The sequence below is a fragment of the Microbacterium profundi genome (assembly GCF_000763375.1).
Classification (GTDB): Bacteria; Actinomycetota; Actinomycetes; order Actinomycetales; family Microbacteriaceae; genus Microbacterium; species Microbacterium profundi.
Map to the genome: position 1 here is coordinate 1,183,381 of NZ_JPSY01000001.1, position 20,869 is coordinate 1,204,249.

Below are 20,869 nucleotides of genomic sequence, written 5' to 3' on the forward strand. Positions count from 1 at the left end.
TGGTTGTGAGTCGTTCATGATCAGTAGGGAGTCAGGGTGATGACTGTCAGTCCAGGGTTCACGGCCACGGAGATCCGTGAGATCGTGCACGAGTATCAGGTGCAGCCGCACGGTCAGAAGCGGCCGTGGCTCGCCGCGCGGGGCGTGTCGTATGCCCGGCTGCGGCGGTGGCGCGACGCGGTGTTCGAGGGTGACCTCGACCGGGGGCTGGTCCCGCGAGAAGGTAGTGGTATGACGATCCCACCGAGCAAGCGCACCGCGCTGGAGAAGCAGCGTGCGAGAGAACGCGCCGCGCATGAGAACGAGGTGACGCGGTTGACCGCGCGGGTGCGGGAGCTGGAGGACACCAACGATGCGCTGGGAAAAGCTATCGGGCTCTTGCACGCGATGAGCGAGCCAGAGCCCGCCGAGATCCCGACGACGACCGATCCGTCGAGTTCCTGAGCATGGAGAACGACCTCGTGGCGGAGTTGGCCTGGATCACCGGATCCCAGCGGCAGGCGCTGGAGCTGACGGGGGTGTCCCGGTCGACGTGGCACTACCGGCAGCACCCGCGGGACCGGGTCGCCGATCCGATCCCGCAGACCGAGCGGGCGTACCAGTCGCGGATCAGCGAGCCGGACCGGGAGAAGATCACCGAGCACATCCTGTCCGGGTGGGCGGGACAGAACTCCGTCGATCACGCGTTCGCCTCGGCATGGGACCAAGGGATCATGCTCGGCTCCCGCCGCACCTGGTGGCGGATCGCAGCGGAGATCGAGGACCAGATGCTGCGCCCGAAGGTCCCGGCTCGTAAGGAGCGCACGGCGCCGCGGAACAAACCCGTGCTGAAGGCGACCGGCCCCGGGCAGGTTTGGACGTGGGATATCAGTGACCTGTACTCGCCGTGGCGTGGGGTGGTGTTCAAGGCGTACAAGATCACCGACATCTTCTCCCGTGAGATCGTCGGATGGCGGGTCGAGGACCGTGAGGCCGACCACCTCGCCGTCGAGATGTTCGCGCAGGCGATCGCCATGCACGGCACGCCGTGCATCGTGCACGCCGACAACGGCGCCGCGATGAAATCGAACCTGCTGCGAGACTTCCTGAAAGAGCAGCACGGCACTGAACTGTCACACAGCCGGCCGTACGTGTCCGATGACAACCCCTTCAGCGAGGCGGGATTCCGGACCATGAAGTACCGGCCGGGCTACCCGAAAGTCTTCGCCGACCTCGACTCCGCCAGGGCATATCTCGGCGAGTACGTGCCCTGGTACAACCAGGAGCACAAGCACTCCGGTATCGCGTTGTTCTCCCCGTCCCAGGTCCACGATGGATCCTGGCGCGAGGCCTGGCAGACACGCGAACACGCCCTGCAACGCTACTTCGAGGCGCACCCGGAACGCTTCCGCGCCCGCCCGAGCACACCCACACCCGCTGGCACGGTCGGGATCAACCTGCCCAACGAGAAACCACAAAACAAGGCCGCGTGACTCCACACAGCTTGACATCGCTCGATCAAGTCAATTCTGGCGGTGATTCCAGGCTGATCCGGCCGCCAGAGTTGCACCTGGCCGCCAGACTTGACGGCCACCACGGCTCACCACGGGTTCGGCTTGTAGTCCTTCAGGAACACTCCGTGCACGTCGACCCCCGCCTCGCCCTGCACGATCGGGTCGTACACGCGTGCGGCGCCGTCGACGAGGTCGAGCGGGGCGTGGAAGCCCTCCTCGGCCAGGCGCACCTTTGTGTGGTGCGGGCGCTCATCCGTGATCCAGCCGGTATCGACAGCGGTCATCAGGATGCCGTCGGTCTCGAGCATCTCGCCCGCGCTGGTGCGCGTGAGCATGTTCAGCGCGGCCTTGGCCATGTTGGTGTGCGGATGCCCCGGACCCTTGTAGCGGCGGGAGAACTGGCCTTCCATCGCCGAGACGTTCACGACGTATTTGCGGTGCGCGTCCGACGCGGCCATCGACGCCCGCAGCCGGCTGATGAGCAGGAACGGTGCTGTGGTGTTCGCGAGCTGCACCTCGAGCATCTCGAGCGGATCGACCTGCTCGACCGACTGCACCCAGCTGTTGACGCGGTTGATGTCGGGGACGAGGCCCCCGGCATCGATCGCGCTTCCGTCGGCGTGCTTCTCCAGTGACGACGACCCCGGCGCCATCGCGAGCCTGGCGAGGTCTTCGGCCGTCAGCGCCTGGCCGCCCTGCTCCGCCACAGTGCCGCCGAGGGCAGCCACGGACAGCAGCGGGTTGGAGTCGACGGATGCCTGCAGCGCCTGCGGGTGCGGATCGACCGTGTGCCCGAACGTCTCCATCTCGGGCAGCGGTCCGTCCGGCAGCGGCTGCATCTCAGCATCCGCCAGCAGAGAGTACGCACCCGGCGAGCGCCTGACGGTCTGCGCGGCATTGTTGATGAGGATGTCGAGCGGCCCCTGGGCCGCGACCGAATCGGCGAGCGCGATCACCTGAGCCGGATCGCGCAGGTCGATGCCGACCACGCGCAGCCGGTGCAGCCAGTCGGCCGAGTCCGGCAGGGACGAGAACCGCCGAACGGCGTCGCGCGGGAAGCGCGTGGTGATGGTCGTGTGGGCGCCGTCGCGCAGCAGGCGCAGGGCGATGTGCATGCCGATCTTCGCGCGGCCGCCGGTGAGCAGCGCGCGCTTGCCGTTCAGGTCGGTGCGGGCATTGCGCTTGCCGTGGCTGAAGCGCGCGCAGTCGGGGCAGAGCTGGTGGTAGAAAGCGTCGACGAGCGTGTACGGCTGCTTGCAGATGTAGCAGTTGCGCGGCTTGAGCAGCTCGCCCGCGATCGGGGCGTCCACGGTCGTCTTCAGGTCGTTGCCGCGCGTCTCGTCGTCGATGCGGTCTGGTGCGCCAGTCGCCGTGTTGGCGACGACGGCCTTGTCGGCTTGGGCGATCGCGTCACGGATCTCTTTGCGGCGCACGCGTTTGACGGCCTTGAACATCGCGGCGGTCGCGCGACGGACGGCGACGTAATCGGGATGCTGCTCATCGAGCTGATCCATGGATGCGAGCACGCGCAGCACGGTCTCGAGATCAGCCGGGTCGAGGCCGTCGCCGAAGTCGGAGGTGTCGGCAGCTGGCGCATCGGTCATTGGGCTGATTTTACGCGAGCGGGCTGAGAGAGTGCCTCCTCCCGAGTTCTGAACGGAAGCGCAACACCTCGTAGGTTGTGGTTATTCACACTCACGACCTGAAGGGTTGCGCTTCCTTGACCGCACATTACCGTCATCTGACTCTTGAAGACCGGATCGAGATCGAGCGGCTGCTCGAGAAGGGCACCAGCCTGGCGGAGATCGCCCGCCAGATCGGCGTGCACCGCTCCACCATCAGCCGGGAACGCCGCCGCGGATCGTGGCAGCCCGAACATGATCACGCGAACCTGCGCCCGTACCTGCGCAACCGACTCGATACCCGTGGCCCGCACGAGCGGCTATATCTGGGCGGGCAGGCGCAGCTGCACGCCGATACCCGCACGGCGCGTTCGCACCAGCCGTACCGGATGCTCCACGACCAGCTCGTGGATTGGGTGATCTCCGCACTTCGGCGCGGGTGGACCCCGGCGGAGATCTCCGGGCGGCTGCCGCTCGAGTTCCCCGACGATGCACGGATGCGCGTCGGAGTCGAGACGCTCCACGCCGGTCCGGTACGAGATGGCCGCACCCGGGCAGCTGGTGCACGTGGACATCAAGAAGCTCGGCCGGATCCCCGATTGCGGCGGGCACCGGACGTTGGGCCGGCAGGCCGGGAAGCGGAACAACGACGAGCATGGTCGCGGGGGCCGCGGTTGTGCGTTCCTGCATCACGCGGTCGATGATCACTCGAGGGTGGCGTACTCGGAGATCCTCGGCGATGAGCGCAAGGAGACCGTGGCGGCGTTCTGGGAACGCGGACGCGTACTTCGCCGGCATCGGAGTCACCGTGACGGCGGTGATGTCCGATAACGGGTCTTGCTACCGCTCACTCGCGTTCGCCGCCGCACTCGGCGACGGCGTCAAGCACCGCCGCACCCGCGCCTACCGGCCCCACAAAAACGGGAAGGTCGAGCGGTGCAACTGCACGCTCGCCGCGGAATGGGCCTACGCCGACACCTACTCCAGCGACGAAGCCCGAGCCGCGACCTACCAAGACTGGGTCCATCACTACAATCACCACCTAGCCCACACCGGGATCGGCGGCGCCACCCCCTCAGACCGCGTTCACAACCTCACGGGGCGATACACCTGGGCGTCGGCCATGACGTTGTTGACGATGACGCCGTAGCCGTGCGGCGTGGTCAACAATCCGACGCATGAAATCGGGCCGCCAGCTCACGACAAGCGTTCAATCACCATGGCCATCCCCATACCGCCCGCAACGCACATTGACTCGACGCCAAATTGCTTGTCGTGCCACTGAAGTGAGTTGATCAAGGTTGTAGTGATCCTCGCCCCAGTCATACCGAACGGGTGCCCGACGGCGATCGCGCCGCCATTGACGTTTAACGAATCAAGAGGAATACCGAGACGCTGGGCTGAGCCGAGAGCCTGCACCGCGAATGCCTCGTTGATCTCGAAAAGGTCGATGTCCTCGAGTTTCATCCCGGCATTGGCTAACGCCGCTGGGATCGCCGTAACCGGAGCCAGACCCATGACCTCTGGTGACATTGCGGTCACCGACGTGGACACTATCCGCGCCAGTGGTACCAGACCTAGGTCCTTTGCCTTCAGGTCGCTCATCACGACGAGGGCCGCTGCGCCATCGTTGAGGGCGCACGCGTTTCCCGCCGTCACCGTACCGTCCGGGCGGAATACCGGCTGAAGTTGGCTGACCGCTTCAAGAGTGACACCAGGTCGAGGGCCGTCGTCATGGGAGACTATCGAGCCATCGGGGAGAGTCACGGGAGTAATTTCTCGAGCCCAGAATCCTGAGGCTATCTGCGCTTCGGCAAGATTCTGACTGCGCACCGCGAAAAGGTCCTGCTCTTCCCGCGACATCCCAATCACCTGCTGTACATTCTCGGCTGTCTGCCCCATGGCAATATAAATGTCGGGCACCTCAGAGTCCTCCCGGGGGTCCCGCCACATTAGCGCGCCAGCCTCGGACCGCTCCGAGGTGCGGGACTGGGCACCGCGAAAGAACGGGTTGCTCAGATCCTGGCCGGGGATGAAATCGGAGGTTCCTTTAGAGAAGCGGCTGACCGTTTCTACTCCTGCAGAAATGAATACGTCGCCCTCTCCGGAGCGGATCGCGTGGAAAGCCATTCGAGTCGTCTGCAGCGACGATGCGCAATACCGGGTCACTGTTACACCCGGGAGGTGGTCATAACCGAGCATCACCGCCACGGTTCGCCCGAGGTTAGATCCTTGTTCACCTCCAGGAAGCCCGCATCCGAGCATTAGATCCTTGACGTCCTTCGGGTTCAGCTCCGGAACCTTGCCCAGGGCCGCGCCCACGATATGGGCGGCGAGGTCGTCGGGGCGCATGTCCTTAAGAGACCCCTTGCCGGCCCGCCCAATGGGGGACCGGGCTGTTGCAACAATGACTGCTTCCGGCATAGCACACCTGAACTTCCTTGTTGTCGTGAACCTCATAGTCACGCCCTCAGAGTACGAAACGGTACCGAGGGGTACAACCATTCCGCTGAGAAACCGGCCGATCGCGGTCTGCGGAATCGCAACTGATCGAGCGGATCGTGCAAGCGCCGCTCCACGGTGCAAAGGCTACTCGCTTTGAGCGATACAGTTCGTTCTAAACGACGGCGTCACAAGTTGGCCATCACTCAGCAAGCGCGGTCAACGTCAATAACAACGACGATGCCGAATCCCTGCCGATCGTTACCGGAGCGAGGACGGGTTCATCTATCCCGGCGGCCCGCAGTCCTCGAATCCTCGCTCTTATCTCGTCCGCGTCGCCTATCATAGCGACCGCTTGGATCAGCCTCTCGCTCACCGCCGCCGTTGCATCGCGACCGTAGCGACGCGCTTCACGCACAGCCTTGACGTCGTCCGCGTATCCATCGTCGGCCAGCGGATCGCCATAGGCAGACAATTGCAAGTACGACGACAGCTGGCTCGCGACCTTCCGGTATGCATGATCACGATCCTTTGGTCTGTCGACGACGCACACCGGAATATACGCCGCTGTGGTGAACATCCGTCCTCGCGCCACCTCGCCAGCGAGAGCACACAATCGCGCCGCTCTAGCCTCGGTCACCCAATTGAGGAGCATCCCATCCGCGATTCCCGCAGCGATCTTCACCATGCGCGGCCGGAGCGCGCCAACGAACAGCTGCGGAGGCACCTCAATATGCTGCCCTCGCAGTTTGAGTACGCACGACTCGCCCCCGGCGCCATAGTGATGTAGCGTGGAAGTCTCGAGAGCTGCGCGGATCGCAAAGACCGCTTCGCCCACCTTATCAGGAGAAGCCGGTCCGCGCCACCCGAACTGGGGAGCCGCCGTCTCGCGGTGGCCCGCCCCCAGCCCCACGGCCACCCTGCCTGGGGCGCTTTCGGCGAGCGTTGCAACCGCCATCTCCAGAGCAGGCAAAGGCCGGGAGGGAAGAGGGATGACGCCAAGGCCAACACCGATTGTCTGCGTCTGAGTCGCCAGGATCGCGGCGGTCACAAAAGCATCTCGACCGCTGATCTCGGGGAGCCATATACGGTCGTATCCAAGACCTTCAACGAACTTAGCCTGTTCGACAAGTTGCGGAAGGGGGGCTCGTGAGGAGAGCGCAGTCGCCAGTCGCGACATATGCGATGCGCGGATTAATCCGACGATGCAAGCTGTTTAGGCTCCTCCATTGTGAGCGGCTCCCCGTGGCACTTCGGTTCCGACTGGCCTCCCGGTTTCGTAATGAGCACCTGCGTTCCGCACGTCTCACAGGTGTATCGCTTCCCGACTTTCAGCATGGCAATCCTTTCGTTCGTGTCACACTATGTGTGATGCGGAGGCTTATTTTGCGACCATGTCGACGTCGTCACACTGCAGAGTTCCGTCGCCACCTTTGGTCACGACCAATTCCGCACCGCACACTTCGCACTTCATTCGCTTGCCTGCTTGATTCATGATCGATTCATTCCTTTCGGGATGTTCATCTCTGCGTTATCATTCTCGCACAGCCCACTTCTCAGGTCACTTTTCTCGCCTCCACATCATGCAGCCTCCGACGAACGTCGCCATCACCTGGGTCTGTTCGAGCATCCGCCGCGGGTCGTCGCCGAGAACGACGGTGTCAGCGGTCCGACTCCAAGGTGAGTGCGATGCACGCCGATGGTTCCAACCCTCACGCGACGGTCCGTCCACCTCGTCCTTATCGGTGATGAGGCCGAGAGCGTCGTCCGGTGTGATGCGTTCTCGGACGCCCAACGGTTCGGTTCCACTGCCCCGCCGACGACGATAGACGGCCGCCGACATCGTGTCCAGCGGAGTGGCCACTGTAACCGGACGGTCGCTCGCGCCGGCCATGGGGATTCCGTGCGAGATTACGCTAGCGACCGGATAGAGCCACTCCTGCTCGACGGGGCTGAGAAGTTCCCGGTACTTGGGCGCGCGCTCTGTCAAGAACGCCGGGTTCGTTGTCACGGCGGTCCCCGTTGCTTTGATTCGCTCGAGTTGACCCGGCAGGGGAAGGCCGAGGTGCTCAATACGATCGCGTCCCCACGCCGGCGGACCGGATGCTTCGATAGCGACCAGCGCCGCCTCCAACTCATCAGGCTCAGTTGCGTGAACTGCGACTGGCCATCCGAATCCACGTGCGTGTCGCACGCACTCGGCGATGCCGTCGGACGGTGCAGCGACCTTCGCGCCGAGCACACGCACCCCTCCCCGGCTCGGAGTGCGCTCCCTGTTCCGTGCCACCGCGGAAACTTGATCGACGGCGAGAAGCGCGTTGACCCGTTGCCGAATGACGCCACGATTCACCCAGGTTTCGTACTGCGCGATGTCGTCCCAGGTATTAGTGGCGCTAGCCTCTGTGACGCTCGTGAGTCCCATGGCTGCAAGCTCACGGGACAGAGCGTTCAGACTTGATTCGAGTGATTGCTCGCGCTGTCGCGGCATCCTCAAGAGTGAGGGGTCGTCAGCTCGCACAAGCTCACCGGTAGGAGCCGTTTCATCGCCGGCGCCGGCCAGGATACGCCTGGCCGTCGAGTTCAGAAGAACCACCTTCCCTGTCCGATGATGAAGAGCGCACGGGTGGCCATTTGTGATCGCATCAATCTCAGCGACGGTCGGTGCCCGCCTCTCCCTGAGAGCGCTCTCGTCCCATCCCCAACCGCGAATCCATCTCCCGTTGAATTCGGCGACGCTCGTCTGCAATATGGCGAGCAACGCCGGTATGGAACCCGCAACACTCAAATCGACAGAGAGCCTCGCGGCTGCCGCCGCACGCAGATGCACATGAGAGTCATGAAACCCGGGCAGCATTACCCACTTGTCGGTATTTCGCCCGGTCATCAACGGACGAATCTGCTCGATCCGTGCGCCCGAGACTCGCACTTCGATGCGAGCTCGCCGAACCCAGCGCCCATTCCGATGGTGCAACGGCGTCGCCTCAAACCGCCACATCCGCGACCTGCGGCGTCCCGAATTGCTTGCTGAGCCCACGACGGAGAACCTTTCCAGTCGAGGTACGGGGGAAATCGTCAACAATGTGGATTCGGTCGGGCCTTTTCGCCCCGGAGAGGGATGCCTTGCATTCTTCCAGGAGGGCGTCGACGGTCCCGATCGCTCCCGGCACAAGGCGTACCGCGGCTTCCACGCGCTCGCCCCAGTGGTCATCGGCGACAGGGAAAGCCACCGCCTCCTCGACTTCTTCGTTTCGCTCGAGGACATCTTCGATTTCGCTGGGCGAGATGTTCTCGCCCCCTCGAATAATCAGGTCACTCGCTCGGCCCGTCAGAAATAGGTAGCCGCCCTCGTCGACGTGTCCAATGTCTCCAGTGTGAACCCATCGTTCAGAGTCCAGCGTGACGCGGGTGCCTCCAGCCCTGCCCCAGTAGCCCGCCATCGCTCGACCAGTTCGGATGAACACCTCCCCCGTGACGTTGGCGGGGGCGATGTTCCCCTCGTCGTCGGTCACGCGGATCTCAACGTCCGGGAGCGGCTTGCCCACGGAACTGAGGCGGCGCCGCTTGAGCTCGATCTCGTCCGGCGTGCCTTCAAGACGGTGATCGTCCGGGCCGAGGAGCGAAACGGTGGAGTTCGTTTCCGTCTGCCCGTAAGCGCACGAGAACGACACGCTCGCCGGGAACCGCTCGAGCATGGCATGCCGAACAGCAGGCGGCATCGGAGCGGCACCGTACGTCATCATCTGAAGACTCGTTAAGTCAAACCGATCGAAATCGGGGTGTCGCAGGAGGAGCGACACCATGGACGGCACGAGGAAGGCGTGAGTGATCTTCCGGCTTTGGACGGTTTCGAGCCATCTTCCCGCCTCGAAATCGAGCAGATAGGTTTCGCGTCCCGAGAACAGGGAGACGGCAATCGTTGACAGCCCCGCGACGTGGTAGAGCGGCGCGGCCACAGCAACCCTGCCATGGAATTCTCCGTCTGCCGCCTCCCCCTGGCTCATGACGTACTGCGTGAATCCCCCATGCGTGAGCAGGACGCCCTTGGGAAGCGATGTCGTGCCGCTGGTGTACAGCATGACCGCGACATCAGAATCGTCGACGTCTGCAGGCTCGTCCTTCGGCTCGAGTCCAGCGGATCGGGAGTGCGCCTCTTCGAGAGTCAGCACCCTGTCGCGAGTCATCCCCGCTGCCAAAATGCCATCAATGTATCTTTCCTCCGCGATGACCAGCGACGCTCCGGAATCGCTCACCAAGTGGGCCAGCTCGCTTCCGCGGGCACGGTAATTCATCGGTACGACTGTCGCGCCAGCCATGAGAATGCCGAAGAACGAACTGAGCGCCCCGGCCCTGTTGGTCGAGAGGAGCCCCACCCGGTCGCCGCGAGAAACACCCAGCGATTCCATCAACGCCGCCTGTCGCGCGGCCTCGTCCCTCAGCACTTGGTACGTTTTCTCGTGTCCATCTCCGAATACCGCCACATCATCGGGCACGATCATGGCGGGGATGTCGACAACGACTGCCAGGTTCATAAATCCTCCATCTTGCTCGCTACGAAATCCACTAGATTGGGTTGCCAGCGGCGTCTAGATAAGACACGGCAATGTGACCTTCTCGGTCAGCATCGGCGTATTGTTCGTCGCTGAACCCGAGAACCTCCTTGTAGACGTACTCGTTGTCTGCGCCTAGTCCACCGATCGGGGACCACTTCATCGGTGGCCCGCTCCATTTCCACTGATGTCCAGGATAGAGATGCGTACCGGTTGCGGAGCCCGTATTCTTGCGCAAGAATCCTCGCGCTTTGACGTGCGGATCAGAGAAAACATCATCTTCGAGCATGATTGGTCCCGCGGGCACGTGAGCGTTTTGTAACAAGGTGAACACCTCGTTGCGCGTGCGCGTGCGTGTCCAGTTGGTGATCTCGGCGTCGATATCGTCTTGCGAGGCGAGGCGCCCCGCCTGAGTGAGGAAGCGGTCGTCCGCTGCCCAATCAGGGTTCCCCATCACTTCAGTCGCACGATGCCACTCGTCATCGTCTCTGATGGTGATGGACACGAACCGATCGTCCTCATTCGTGGGGTAGACGCCCTGGACGAAGTTGAGGTCCCGGTTCGTCATGGGCTGGCTGTCATGACCGTTTGCGGCAGCGTCTATAAACATCTCACCGATATGGTTCATCTCGTTCTCCACCTGCGGGAGGACGATCAGATCGCCCTGCCCAGTGGTCTGCCTGCGACGCAACGCGGCCATCACCGCGAAGGCGCCGACGGAGCCTGACGCAGGGTCCATTTGGAACACGCTCGTGGTCGTCGCGGGCGCGCTGTCCGCATAACCGCGGACAGCGGTAATCCCAGAGAACGCTTCGAAATGGGCGCCGAATCCCAAGTACGTTGAGTACTTCCCGCCAATACCGGCCGGCGGCATCCGCAGCAGGATCAGGGCGGGATTGGTCTCGTGCAGAACCGGCCAGTCGATGCCGAGATGTTCTAGCACGGAAACATTGTTGTTCTCGACGAACACGTCCGCCGACTTGATCATTTCAAGGAAGATCTCGCGCCCTGATTTCTTACGCAGATCAAGCGTCATGAGCTTCTTGCCCCGCGCGTGCCAATTGAACATGGCGTGACGATCCTGCGGGCGATCGCCAGTCTGCCCGTCCGGATATGCCCGGCCCATCGTCCCCATCATCTTCATCTGTGCTTCGGTGGGACGAGCCACCAATCCGCGCGTGCTACTGGGGAAGAGCCATGGATTATCGACGCGGATCACTTCGGCACCGAGGTCAGATAGCAGCATCGTGACGGTCGGGCCGGACCAGACAACGGTCATGTCAATAACGCGAAGTCCCTCGAGAGGAAGGTGAGACATCATACTCCTTTGTACAATCTCGGTCGCTAGCTGCGACTCAACTGGTGAATTCGGCCAGTACGGCGACGGTATGCTCGCCGAGCCGAGGCGCTGCGCTGGGGTTCCAGCCATCCTCAATATTGAACGGACTGCCCGGGTGCACGACCGTACCGATCGGATGGGTCACTTCGGTGAAGAATCCACGCATCTTGTAATGCGGATCTTCGAGCACCTCTGTGGGTGTCTTGATGGCTGTCAGCGGCCACTTGTGTCGCTGGGCCTCCTCCATGGCTTCCTGCCGCGTCCGCTGTAGCAGCCACGGGTAAAGGGCCGCGTCGATGGCCTCCTTTGTCTCCATCGTCGCGAACATCGACGGATCCTGCGCTACCTTGGCGAAATACGCCGTCAGGTCGTCGTCCGCGATGGTCTCGAGCATTCGAGGCAACCACGCCTGAGTCACAACCGTCTGGACATAGCCGTCATCCGTGGGAAACGCGCCATTGGGCAGGATCCCTCCCAGCACATTACCGCGCCCGGTCAACTCGCCGTTGTAGGCGTAGTTGAGCAGAAACGTTGTGCGCCGATCCGAGGAACTAAGGCCGGTTTCGAAGCCCGAGACGTCGACGTGCACGGGCTCATTCTGGCCCTCCGCGACAAGCAGTGCCGCCAGGGTGGCGGTAGCTGCCGAGTTGCCGGTCTGATAGATGGACATGTACCCGCCCAATTTGACCGGGATATCATCTTCAACGCCGTTGCCCCCCAGCGGCCCACCCATACCGTAGTAAATGAGTTCCGAGCCCTCATACTGCGCGTATGGCCCGTCCTGTCCGAACGGCGTGATGCTCGTCATCACGAGTGTGGGCTGCACCTTGACCAGATCATCGAAGCCAAGCCCCATCGCCGCGAGCGCGTCGGGCTTCAGTCCCTCGACGACAATGTCCGCGGTCGCTACCAGCTTCAGGAGGGAGTCTCGCGCATCGCTTTGCTCGAGATCGAGCACCACGGACTTCTTGCTCGTATTGGTATGCAGAAACACCGCCGACCCATTGTCATCTGGCTCATTTCCAACAAACGGAGCCATCCTCCGAACCAGGTCGCCCGTTGGCGGTTCGATCTTGATCACCTCGGCGCCGCAATCACCGAACAGCTTGGTCGCGTAATTAACAGCGATTCCGCCGCCAATTTCGATGACCCGGATTCCTTCAAAAAGCCTCATTGCTTTTCTCCTTCTCGTACCGGATGTGACTTTCCCACTCAGCTAATGTCTAATTAGTCGAGCCCGACGCCGAGTCCCGCGAAATCAGCGCCGCGGAATCGCTCCTCGTCAAGTGTTGATGAGCTCTCGGAACGCACCTGCGTCCACCTTCGGCTCCTTCGGGAGACCGAGCAACTGTTCGCCGATGATGTTGCGCTGAACCTGCGAGGTCCCCGCGTAGATCGTTGCGGCTCGTGCCGACAGAGCCGTTTCCACCCATGCCCGAGAAGTATTGGGCGTCCCCACATCTGCCGTCTGAAGCGCGCCGCCAGCACCGGCACCAGACGGGGCAACGGCATCCATTCCCAGAATCTCCAGTGCGAGTTCGGTGTAACGCTGGAAGTACTCGCTCCAGACCAACTTCGCAATCGCCGCATCCGCCCCCGGGTTCTCCCCCTTGAGGAACTTCGTGAGCGTCTGATAGCCCCGAGCCCGCATGATGGCGACGCGGCTGTAGCACCAGGCGAGCAGCTCTCGGACCTTCGGATCCTTGTTCTTTCCCGTCGTCTTCGCAATCTCAAATAACCTGTCGAGGTCGTTCTGAAAACGGATGGCGTCGGTGGTCGCACCGGAGCCTCGCTCAAAGCCCAGCAGAGTCATCGCGACCTTCCACCCTTGATTCACCGGTCCGACGATACTTTCCTCGGCCGCGCGGGCATCGGTGAAGAAGACCTGGTTGAAGATGTGGTCACCGGCCATGTTGATGATCGGCTGGACCTCCACCCCCGACTGGTCCATCGGAATCAAAAGCAGGCTGATTCCGCGGTGCTTCTCAGCCTCGGGATCGGTGCGCACAAGGGTGAAGATGTGGTCGGCAGAGTGGCCGGCTGAGGTCCAGATCTTCGAACCATTCACCACCCATTCGCCGTTCTCCAGCACCGCGCTGGTTCGCAACCCTGCCAGGTCGGAGCCCGCTCCAGGTTCGGAGTATCCCTGGCACCACCGGTCCTCCCCAGAGAGAATCCGCGGAAGGTAGTGTGCCTTCTGCGCGTCGGTACCCCACACAGTGAGCGTGTTGCCCAGGAGGCTGATTCCGAACATGTCGTTCTCATCGCCAGCGGGTACACCGTAGCGGGCAAACTCCTCGGCGATCACCACTTGCTCGATCGCGCTAAGCCCGGGTCCCCCATAGTCCTTCGGCCACGACGCAGCGAGCAGTTGCTCGTCAGCAAGCACCTTCCGCCAGTGCTGCATGAATGCCTTGCGCTCGGCCTCATCGGAGATGGCGCCGATACCCTCCCATCCAGATGGCACGGCACCCTCAATGATCCCGCGGACGCGGGTACGGTACTCCTCGGCCTCAGGCGGATAGGTCAGATCCATTTTTGCTTCCTTTCATGGTGTGTATTGCTTTCGCGCAGATCCGAACTGTGTCGGCTTCCGGCTTCGGAACCGTTTGCTGTGGGCGTATAAATGGCCCTGGATAGTGGCATCGCCGAGCGACCGGATGAATCCGTCTCGATCGGAGAAATCATCGAGTTCCATGAATACTGCGCCGATTCCCTCGGGATCGTGCGCGTCGGAGCCAGCGCCCCCCGGCACGTCGAACTCGGCAGCAGCCGATGCGGCCAATTGGTTCGAGACCTCGGCCGTCATCTTCGCGTTGTAGACCTCGATCACATCGAGCAAACCAGAGTCCGCGAGTTGATCGATTCCACGACGTCCCAATCCAGATCGATTCGGATCGAACGGGTGGGGGACATATACGGCCCCACCCTGGTCGTGAACGCGCGCGGCAGCCTCTGCGAGCGGCAGAACGTAGGGTACGCGCTCTTGAAGAAACAAGCCGATGATTTCCCCGAGGGGCGTCCGTATCTCCTCACCGACCACCACCCGAACCCCATATTCGATCGCAGAATCCTGCATCCGCTTCGCCGCATCCACCGCGTGGTGATCGGTCACGGCAATGACATCTAGCTTCGCCGAGCGAGCGCAACGCAACATTTGCTCCGGTGTGGTCGCTGCATCTCCGGAACGCACCGTGTGAAGGTGACAATCCATTCGAATCCTCCCTGCGGTGGGCTTACCCGCGGTGTGAGGGTGTCGCGCGAGGACACCTGTGCGGGTGAAATCGGACTCTTCCAATGTTCAGCCCAAGGGTTCGAACTCGGGCAGCGAAACCGCGCCCTGGTCGTTCCAAGCGACTCTGACCCTGGCCCCGATGGACAGTGTTTCGAGGTCGACATTGGTCAGTCTCGTCAGCATTCGGAATCCCTCGTCGAGATCACTTCTTTCAGTCACGGTCTTGATCCGCCTTCCTGAAACCAGTAAGGGGAAGCGTCACGCTAGGCCAGCAAGGCCCTGCTTCTCCGGGTGGAAGGCGCGAGGGAACGACTCGAAGATTCCATCGATGGTCCATGCGTCTTGAGAAACCAACGTTGATTCGGGGCGATAGTTTTCGTAGAGGGTGACACGACCGCCCTGTGCACCGACGACGCGACCATTCAGCCACCCGGACTCCTCGCTTGCGAGGTAGGCGACTGGATACGCTATCGCGGACGGAGCGAGGTCAGCGAGATTGATCCCCATCTCGGCAGCACGTTCCGGTGGGATAGTGCCCGTCATTCGCGTCGCTGCCGCCGGCGCGATCGCGTTGGAAGTGACGCCATACCGGTCGAGCGCGTGAGCGCAGGACAACGTGAAACCGACGATCCCAAGCTTCGCGGCCGCGTAATTAGGTTGACCCGGCGAGCCAAAAAGTCCTGCCCCTGAGGTGAAGTTGATGAGTCGATACTGACCTTCTCCGCGATGCTCCCGCCAGTAAACGGCTGCATGCTTGCTGGTATTGAAGGTGCCGGTGAGATGCACGTCTAGCACGGCCTGCCAATCCTCCGGGCCGAGATTGACCAGCATCCTGTCGCGAAGAATTCCGGCGACGTTCACGAGGATGTCGAGCTTGCCAAACTCGTCGATGGCAGTCTGTACAATTTCTCCCGCAGAATCGTAGTTGCTGACGTCGCCGCCGTTGACGACCGCCTCACCGCCGTTCGCGACGATTTCATTCACGACCGACTGTGCGGGCCCGACGTCGACTCCCGAGCCATCGACCTGGGCCCCGAGATCGTTAACCACCACCTTCGCGCCCTCACTGGCGAACAATTTTGCGATCTCGGCGCCGATTCCGCCACCGGCTCCGGTAACAACAGCAACTCGGTTTTCCAGACGTCCCACGAGCTATCCTCCATTGGATTGTGTCAAGACCGGGCGCTCGGCGAGCGCAACAGCACGTTTTCGGCTGGCATTGCCATATCGCCGGGCGCATCTTCGCTAGTAATCTACCACGCGAGTACAATTTGAATCTACCTCATGAGTACAATTTCCACAACGCCCCGTATCGTGGGAAGACGATGAACAACGCGGTCCGATCGGATGCGCTGCACAGTATGAAGGACTCCGACGGAGTCCTCGTTAGTCGCCTTCGAACCGCGGGTGCGAGGTTTGCTCGCGGAGACGCCGGATATGCCGGCGACGTTGCTCGCCGAGCGGGCTCGGCTGGGACTGGCCGAAAACCTGGTTCCCGGCCGGTTTAAATGCCTGCGGCCGGAGTTCCGCCCGATCAACCCGGCGGACCAGCTGACGTGGCGTCCGGCAGATGCGCTGCGGTGTGATCGCTGGTTCCCTCCGAAGAGATCCCGCTCGAAGACGGGCACGGCGAAGCTGCTTGCGCGTGTTGGTGATCACGGCCCCGCATTTGGGTGTTGCTGACGCCGCGGGATCCGGAGTCCAAGGGTCTCGTCGCGCGGCGCAACGGTTGGCGCGAGGCCTCCTTCATGCCGGGCCGGCCCTTCACCTCCCCGGCGGACTTCAACACGCAGTTCCAGGACCCAATGAACAAAGAGCGAACTCCCGCATGGTCCGCAGTATCCACGTCTTCCCGTGGACCGGCTCGACGCGGACCGGGCCGCGATGCTGCCGTTGCCACCGATCCCAATTCATTTGGGCTGGCGCAACAGCATCCGTTGGGTCGGAACTACTACGTTCCCCTCGACACCAACTACCAGTCCTTGGACCCTTCCGTGATCGGGAGACGGTCGACGTCACTGCCGACCTGGAGCGGGTGAAAGTCAGCACCGACGGGTGGATCGTCGCTGACCACGCGAGGGATTCAGCGTGTGGGGCGGCGGTCACCGACTACCCGGCCCACGTGGAGACCGCCGCCCGTCTCCGCAACCCCTCTGCCGTCGCGGTCGACAACGACCTGACCCGGGACCTGGCCGACCGCGACCGGGACTTCGGGCTGGTTATCGACGACCGGAACAACTGATGGCGTCGGCCAGACCACGGAAGCCGTGAGGCAGATCATTGATCTCGCCAGGGCGCTCAAACCTCGCTGGATCACCGAGGCCGCCGCTCGTATGGCCGACCATGCACGGGACGCGGGTTCGTCGTTCGAGGACTACCTCGCTGCCGTTCTCGAACGTCAAGTGAGTGCGCGGAACGCTTCCAGCACGGAGTGCGGATCAAGGCGGCCGGGTTCTCGGCCCGGAAGACTCTCGAGTACTTCGATTGGGACGCCCAACCGACCGATCGGCAGCAGATTGCCGGCCTCGCATCCGGAGAGCTCCCGCTCGAGGCGCAGAACGTCGTGCTGCTCGGCGCCAGGAACCGCGATGACGCATCTCACGACCGCGGCGAAACCCTCGCTAGGCTGCCCCGCAACTGTTCACTCTTCACACGCCGAAACTGACCAGTTCTCCAGCGTCGCCGACGTAGCGAGCTGGTCGCAAGTAGGACTCACCACGGGCGTCGCACAACTGGCTGGTGAGGTCATGGCATGATCGAAGTATCCGTCACGGCCCTCACTCGCTCCTCGGGCGGGCGGCAATGCCTGGTGGGGTTGACAGTGAATGAGCCGTTGAACCGATGCTCTTCGGCAAATCGAGGATGGTGAATGATGTCAGACGCACAAGCGAGTGCGGAAACCTTTTTCGACGTTGCTCCGGGCTCAGCGGTTACCACGCGGCGGGCGAACACCCCGGATCTCGAGACCATCGTGAGGGTTGCGGCCGAACTATTCCATTCGCACGGGTATCAGAACACGACGATGCAGATGCTCGCTAGTGAGCTGGGCATCGCGAAGCCAACCTTGTATGTGCACGCGCAGAGCAAAGGATTTCTTCTTGGCAAGGTCTTCGAGCGTGTCCTCCGCCGCGCGGACGTTGTCGTTGCCGAAGCTCTTTCCAAGCCCGACCCACTCGAGGGTCTCACATGCCTCATCGAAGGCGAGATCCGGTTGTCAATGATCTATCGGGACTACTACGGCGTCATCTACGGCGACCAGCGCGAGCTCCCCGAGGACCTCGATGCCTCGTACCAAACCTGGATGAAAACCTTCGTGACGAACGTTAGTGGCCTCATCGAGCGGGGGCAGGAGAATGGTTCGGTACGCAAAGACATCACCCCGCTCGTGGCTGCTCAATCTGTTATCGGCCTCACAGGATGGTCGGCGCGCTGGTTACGGCCCAACTCGAGCCTCACCCTAGACTCGGCGAGTCGCCAGATCACCACGCTATTGCTCGGCGGCCTCGGCACCCAAGGCTCAGCTCAGGAGCTCGGAGAGATTCGTTGAGTCTCCGGCCGAATCACAGCCAGTTCGAAGCGTGGACCGGTCACCATCTCCCCGATACCTTGCAGGTCCAGCCGGGCGTTTGGGCGGTGCCGCTACCCCTTAAGGGCGACCAGTACGTTCGACACACCTACACCTACCTCGTCACCGACGCCCATGGAGCAGTGCATGTCATCGATCCAGGCTGGGATACCGCTGACAATCGGGCAAGGCTGGCGTCGTCCTTCGGGCAAATCGGGAAACATCTCGCGGATGTGAAAACCATTGTTTCCACCCACCTCCATCCCGATCACACCGGCCTCGCCCCGTGGCTCAAGGAGCAGAGTGGTGCGCCGGTAGTAATGCACCGCGCCGAGGCGGAAGCAGCGGGGAGTGGTGCCTCGTTGTCCATCGCCGTTGACTTCTTCCGAAGACTTCGTTCCTGGGGCGCACCGTTGGCCGAGCGCACGAAACTCTACACCGAGCTGTGGCGACAGAGGCACCTGGGAGACGGGATCAGCGTGAACGCCGACGTGCTAGTTGATCACGGCGACGTCCTCGACATTCCTGGTCGACGACTGCGGGTAATTCACACTCCAGGACACACTGAGGGCAGCATTTGCCTGCATGACGAGGAATCTCTCTCCCTGTTCAGCGGCGATACCTTGTTGCCGATGGCGCATCCTGGCATTGGTCTCGGCGTCGGTGGCGGGCGGTCACAACGGGATCCTCTTGCACGCTACTTCGACTCATTGGAAGCGCTCACTCGCCTGGACGTAGATATGGTGCACCCCGGACATGGGTACTCCTTCAAAGGACTTCGCGACCGTGTCGAAGAGACGACTGGACATCATCGCCGTCGCTCGGACGAAGTGCAGTCCATTATGTCGTCCGAAATGAAGAGGCCCAGTGTCTGGCGAGTCGCCGAACAGGTGCATTGGACGGCGGGCTGGGAGCACCTCCACGGATACATGCGCCTCTCGGCTGTCGCACAGACAGCGATGCATATCGACTATCTCCGAGGCGTGGCCACCGAGTAGTCTCCTCGACGTGGCCACGTCAGAGAGACAGGCCGCCATCGACCGGGATCACCGCACCCGTGACAAAGCGCGCGGCACTCGAGACCAGCCAAGCCACCACGGATGCGATGTCCTCAGGTTCGCCCGGACGCGCCAGAGGAGTCGCCGCGATGTTCGCCTCGATGATCTCCGCAGGCAGCGTCAGCGTCATGTCGGTGAGCACGAAACCTGGCGCGACAGCATTCACCGTGACGCCTTGGGGTGCGAACTCACGAGCGAGTGATCTCGTCATCGCCAGCAGTCCACCCTTAGCAGCGGCATAGTTCGCCTGCCCCACGTTACCGTTCATCCCCACAATCGACGACACGTTGACAATGGTGCCTCGCGGAGACTCGGCAAGGGCGCTGGCACCTGCACGTGAGCAACTGAACGCCCCGCCCAGATCCACCGCAAGAACATCCGCCCAGTCCGCGTCCGTCATACGGCGGATACGTCGGTCGCGAGCAATGCCTGCGTTGTTGATCAGTGCGTCCAGACGACCAAAACGCCCGAGCGCCGCGTCGACATAAACCTTGCCTGAGCTTAGGTCGCGAAGGTCGGCTCCGACTGAAACCGCTGAGCTGCCGGATGCTACTCGACCGGCGGTTTCTTCAGCGCCTTGTCTATCGCTGTGATAACCGAGTACTAAGTCGAAGCCGGCCGCCGCAAGATCAATCGCGATCGCCCTGCCAATACCGCGGGACGCTCCAGTGACGAGAGCGACCGGCCTACTGTCCACATCGCTCATCGAACCTCATTCTTGAACCGAAACAATCCCTCCTGAGCAGTGCTCGCGACGCGCCCACGATCGATTGCACTAATTCCGCCTATCGCAAAGCCTCGGCCTCGGGATGCGACCGGTGAGTACTGATCGTAGAGCAGCCACTCGTCAACTGAGAATGAACGATGAAACCACACAGCATGGTCTAGCGAGGTCGCCCGAACTCCTGGAGACCACATAAACGCACCATCAGGTAATATAACGGGCGTAAGAAACGAAAGATCCGAGACATAGGCCAGAACGGCTGCGTGGAGAACCGCATCATCGTCCGGAAGTTCCTTGCTGAACCGGAACCAGAAGCTATTCCGTGGTGACATACCCGCGGGGGCCCTACCCGCAGGTGGCCAAGGTCCACCCCACCGGATGTCGAGGTCATTCCACTCGCTACCGGTACCCACCGTGGATCTCATCCCGTCCATGAAGGACGGAAGTTCTTCCGGTGCGAGACTAGGGGGCTGCTCCTCAGCCCGCTCGATGCCCGCCTCGCCGGTGTGAAACGACAGATCCGCCGTCCATATCTTGTGATCGTCCTGATACCCCACCACCCGACGGGAACTGAACGAACGGCCATCCCGTGTTCTCTGCACCTCATACTGAACGGGGCGCCTACCATCGCCGGCATGCAAGAAATAACCGTGCAGCGAATTGATCTCGCGCCCCTCCACAGTGCGGGCTGCAGCAACCACCGATTGTCCGAGAAGTTGCCCGCCGAACAGATGTTGGATCATCCCCGAGGAGGACCCCAGAAACATGTCATGTCCCTGCGGTTCGACGGAGAGAATATCCAACAATGAGGTCACGAAGTACAACTCCTGTCTCTGATCGGGCG

At 62.3% G+C, this 20,869-nt stretch carries 19 protein-coding genes and 2 pseudogenes; 7 read left to right on the plus strand and 14 right to left on the minus strand.

The window, feature by feature from the left end; translation table 11 throughout:
- Positions 1–39: 39 nt before the first annotated feature.
- Positions 40–444, plus strand: a complete 405-nt coding sequence (locus tag JF52_RS0105535) for a hypothetical protein (RefSeq protein ID WP_033105362.1) — start codon at positions 40–42, stop codon at positions 442–444.
- 2 nt (positions 445–446) lie between these two features.
- Positions 447–1,472, plus strand: a complete 1,026-nt coding sequence (locus JF52_RS0105540) for a DDE-type integrase/transposase/recombinase (RefSeq protein WP_152594825.1) — start codon at positions 447–449, stop codon at positions 1,470–1,472.
- 107 nt (positions 1,473–1,579) lie between these two features.
- On the opposite strand, the gene JF52_RS0105545 is transcribed toward JF52_RS0105540, so the two are convergent.
- The gene (locus tag JF52_RS0105545; RefSeq protein WP_033105363.1) at positions 1,580–3,097 is read right to left on the minus strand and encodes an SDR family NAD(P)-dependent oxidoreductase; all 1,518 of its coding nucleotides are present in this window, start codon (positions 3,095–3,097) and stop codon (positions 1,580–1,582) included.
- A 116-nt stretch (positions 3,098–3,213) separates the two neighbouring features.
- Between JF52_RS0105545 and JF52_RS18060 the strand changes: the two are divergent.
- Positions 3,214–3,642: pseudogene (locus tag JF52_RS18060) on the plus strand (transposase); the annotation flags it as partial.
- A pseudogene (locus JF52_RS16790) lies at positions 3,629–4,265 on the plus strand (integrase core domain-containing protein); the annotation flags it as partial. The pseudogenes JF52_RS18060 and JF52_RS16790, both read left to right, overlap by 14 nt.
- 47 nt (positions 4,266–4,312) lie before the next feature.
- On the opposite strand, the gene JF52_RS0105555 reads toward JF52_RS16790, so the two are convergent.
- The 11 genes from JF52_RS0105555 to JF52_RS0105600 all read right to left on the minus strand — a co-directional run bounded on the left by JF52_RS0105555 (position 4,313) and on the right by JF52_RS0105600 (position 15,827).
- Positions 4,313–5,539, minus strand: coding sequence for an acetyl-CoA C-acetyltransferase (locus tag JF52_RS0105555; protein ID WP_033105364.1), 1,227 nt, complete (start codon positions 5,537–5,539; stop codon positions 4,313–4,315).
- Between the two features lie 220 nt (positions 5,540–5,759).
- Positions 5,760–6,737, minus strand: a complete 978-nt coding sequence (locus JF52_RS0105560; protein WP_084595595.1) for an LLM class flavin-dependent oxidoreductase — start codon at positions 6,735–6,737, stop codon at positions 5,760–5,762.
- A gap of 201 nt (positions 6,738–6,938) precedes the next feature.
- A complete protein-coding gene (locus JF52_RS17985; protein ID WP_084595597.1) occupies positions 6,939–7,052 on the minus strand; it encodes a hypothetical protein in 114 nt (37 codons plus the stop codon).
- Positions 7,053–7,118: 66 nt separating this feature from the next.
- The gene (locus JF52_RS16800; protein ID WP_084595599.1) at positions 7,119–8,552 is read right to left on the minus strand and encodes an amidohydrolase family protein; all 1,434 of its coding nucleotides are present in this window, start codon (positions 8,550–8,552) and stop codon (positions 7,119–7,121) included.
- Complete coding sequence (locus tag JF52_RS0105570; RefSeq protein WP_033105367.1) at positions 8,539–10,086, minus strand: class I adenylate-forming enzyme family protein; 1,548 nt, start codon at positions 10,084–10,086, stop codon at positions 8,539–8,541. The genes JF52_RS16800 and JF52_RS0105570 overlap by 14 nt, the downstream gene beginning before the upstream one ends.
- 31 nt (positions 10,087–10,117) lie before the next feature.
- On the minus strand, positions 10,118–11,533 hold the full coding sequence (locus JF52_RS0105575) for a CaiB/BaiF CoA transferase family protein (RefSeq protein WP_084595601.1): 1,416 nt from the start codon (positions 11,531–11,533) through the stop codon (positions 10,118–10,120).
- Positions 11,460–12,617, minus strand: coding sequence for a CaiB/BaiF CoA transferase family protein (locus JF52_RS16460; RefSeq protein ID WP_052166775.1), 1,158 nt, complete (start codon positions 12,615–12,617; stop codon positions 11,460–11,462). Before JF52_RS16460 ends, JF52_RS0105575 begins: the two co-directional genes overlap by 74 nt.
- Before the next feature lie 108 nt (positions 12,618–12,725).
- The gene (locus JF52_RS0105585) at positions 12,726–13,979 is read right to left on the minus strand and encodes an acyl-CoA dehydrogenase family protein (protein ID WP_033105369.1); all 1,254 of its coding nucleotides are present in this window, start codon (positions 13,977–13,979) and stop codon (positions 12,726–12,728) included.
- A 12-nt stretch (positions 13,980–13,991) separates the two neighbouring features.
- Positions 13,992–14,657: a PHP domain-containing protein gene (locus tag JF52_RS16805; protein ID WP_084595603.1), complete on the minus strand. Its 666-nt coding sequence runs from the start codon at positions 14,655–14,657 to the stop codon at positions 13,992–13,994.
- Between the two features lie 87 nt (positions 14,658–14,744).
- Complete coding sequence (locus JF52_RS17990) at positions 14,745–14,897, minus strand: OB-fold domain-containing protein (RefSeq protein WP_206494999.1); 153 nt, start codon at positions 14,895–14,897, stop codon at positions 14,745–14,747.
- Positions 14,898–14,936: 39 nt separating this feature from the next.
- On the minus strand, positions 14,937–15,827 hold the full coding sequence (locus tag JF52_RS0105600) for an SDR family NAD(P)-dependent oxidoreductase (RefSeq protein ID WP_033105372.1): 891 nt from the start codon (positions 15,825–15,827) through the stop codon (positions 14,937–14,939).
- Between the two features lie 886 nt (positions 15,828–16,713).
- Here JF52_RS0105600 and JF52_RS0105605 point away from each other — a divergent pair.
- From JF52_RS0105605 to JF52_RS0105620, 3 genes are all read left to right on the plus strand, one after another.
- The gene (locus JF52_RS0105605; protein WP_033105373.1) at positions 16,714–16,920 is read left to right on the plus strand and encodes a hypothetical protein; all 207 of its coding nucleotides are present in this window, start codon (positions 16,714–16,716) and stop codon (positions 16,918–16,920) included.
- A 627-nt stretch (positions 16,921–17,547) separates the two neighbouring features.
- Positions 17,548–18,225 (plus strand): TetR/AcrR family transcriptional regulator, encoded by a 678-nt coding sequence (locus JF52_RS0105615; protein ID WP_033105374.1) that lies wholly within the window; start codon positions 17,548–17,550, stop codon positions 18,223–18,225.
- Entirely contained in the window at positions 18,222–19,241 is a 1,020-nt protein-coding gene (locus tag JF52_RS0105620; protein WP_033105375.1) for an MBL fold metallo-hydrolase, read from the plus strand. Before JF52_RS0105615 ends, JF52_RS0105620 begins: the two co-directional genes overlap by 4 nt.
- Before the next feature lie 19 nt (positions 19,242–19,260).
- On the opposite strand, the gene JF52_RS16820 is transcribed toward JF52_RS0105620, so the two are convergent.
- Entirely contained in the window at positions 19,261–20,007 is a 747-nt protein-coding gene (locus tag JF52_RS16820) for a 3-oxoacyl-ACP reductase family protein (RefSeq protein ID WP_033105376.1), read from the minus strand.
- A complete protein-coding gene (locus JF52_RS16825; protein WP_160175032.1) occupies positions 20,004–20,840 on the minus strand; it encodes an acyl-CoA thioesterase in 837 nt (278 codons plus the stop codon). Before JF52_RS16825 ends, JF52_RS16820 begins: the two co-directional genes overlap by 4 nt.
- Between the last annotated feature and the right edge of the window lie 29 nt (positions 20,841–20,869).

What these genes read in the sequence shown, in the direction of transcription:
- JF52_RS0105535 (WP_033105362.1), top strand. Translation starts at nt 40, where the DNA reads ATGACTGTCAGTCCAGGGTTCACGGCCACGGAGATCCGTGAGATCGTG.
- JF52_RS0105540 (WP_152594825.1), top strand. Translation starts at nt 447, where the DNA reads ATGGAGAACGACCTCGTGGCGGAGTTGGCCTGGATCACCGGATCCCAG.
- JF52_RS0105545 (WP_033105363.1), bottom strand. Translation starts at nt 3,097, where the DNA reads ATGACCGATGCGCCAGCTGCCGACACCTCCGACTTCGGCGACGGCCTC.
- JF52_RS0105555 (WP_033105364.1), bottom strand. Translation starts at nt 5,539, where the DNA reads ATGCCGGAAGCAGTCATTGTTGCAACAGCCCGGTCCCCCATTGGGCGG.
- JF52_RS0105560 (WP_084595595.1), bottom strand. Translation starts at nt 6,737, where the DNA reads ATGTCGCGACTGGCGACTGCGCTCTCCTCACGAGCCCCCCTTCCGCAA.
- JF52_RS17985 (WP_084595597.1), bottom strand. Translation starts at nt 7,052, where the DNA reads ATGAATCAAGCAGGCAAGCGAATGAAGTGCGAAGTGTGCGGTGCGGAA.
- JF52_RS16800 (WP_084595599.1), bottom strand. Translation starts at nt 8,552, where the DNA reads ATGTGGCGGTTTGAGGCGACGCCGTTGCACCATCGGAATGGGCGCTGG.
- JF52_RS0105570 (WP_033105367.1), bottom strand. Translation starts at nt 10,086, where the DNA reads ATGAACCTGGCAGTCGTTGTCGACATCCCCGCCATGATCGTGCCCGAT.
- JF52_RS0105575 (WP_084595601.1), bottom strand. Translation starts at nt 11,533, where the DNA reads ATGGCTGGAACCCCAGCGCAGCGCCTCGGCTCGGCGAGCATACCGTCG.
- JF52_RS16460 (WP_052166775.1), bottom strand. Translation starts at nt 12,617, where the DNA reads ATGAGGCTTTTTGAAGGAATCCGGGTCATCGAAATTGGCGGCGGAATC.
- JF52_RS0105585 (WP_033105369.1), bottom strand. Translation starts at nt 13,979, where the DNA reads ATGGATCTGACCTATCCGCCTGAGGCCGAGGAGTACCGTACCCGCGTC.
- JF52_RS16805 (WP_084595603.1), bottom strand. Translation starts at nt 14,657, where the DNA reads ATGGATTGTCACCTTCACACGGTGCGTTCCGGAGATGCAGCGACCACA.
- JF52_RS0105615 (WP_033105374.1), top strand. Translation starts at nt 17,548, where the DNA reads ATGATGTCAGACGCACAAGCGAGTGCGGAAACCTTTTTCGACGTTGCT.
- JF52_RS16820 (WP_033105376.1), bottom strand. Translation starts at nt 20,007, where the DNA reads ATGAGCGATGTGGACAGTAGGCCGGTCGCTCTCGTCACTGGAGCGTCC.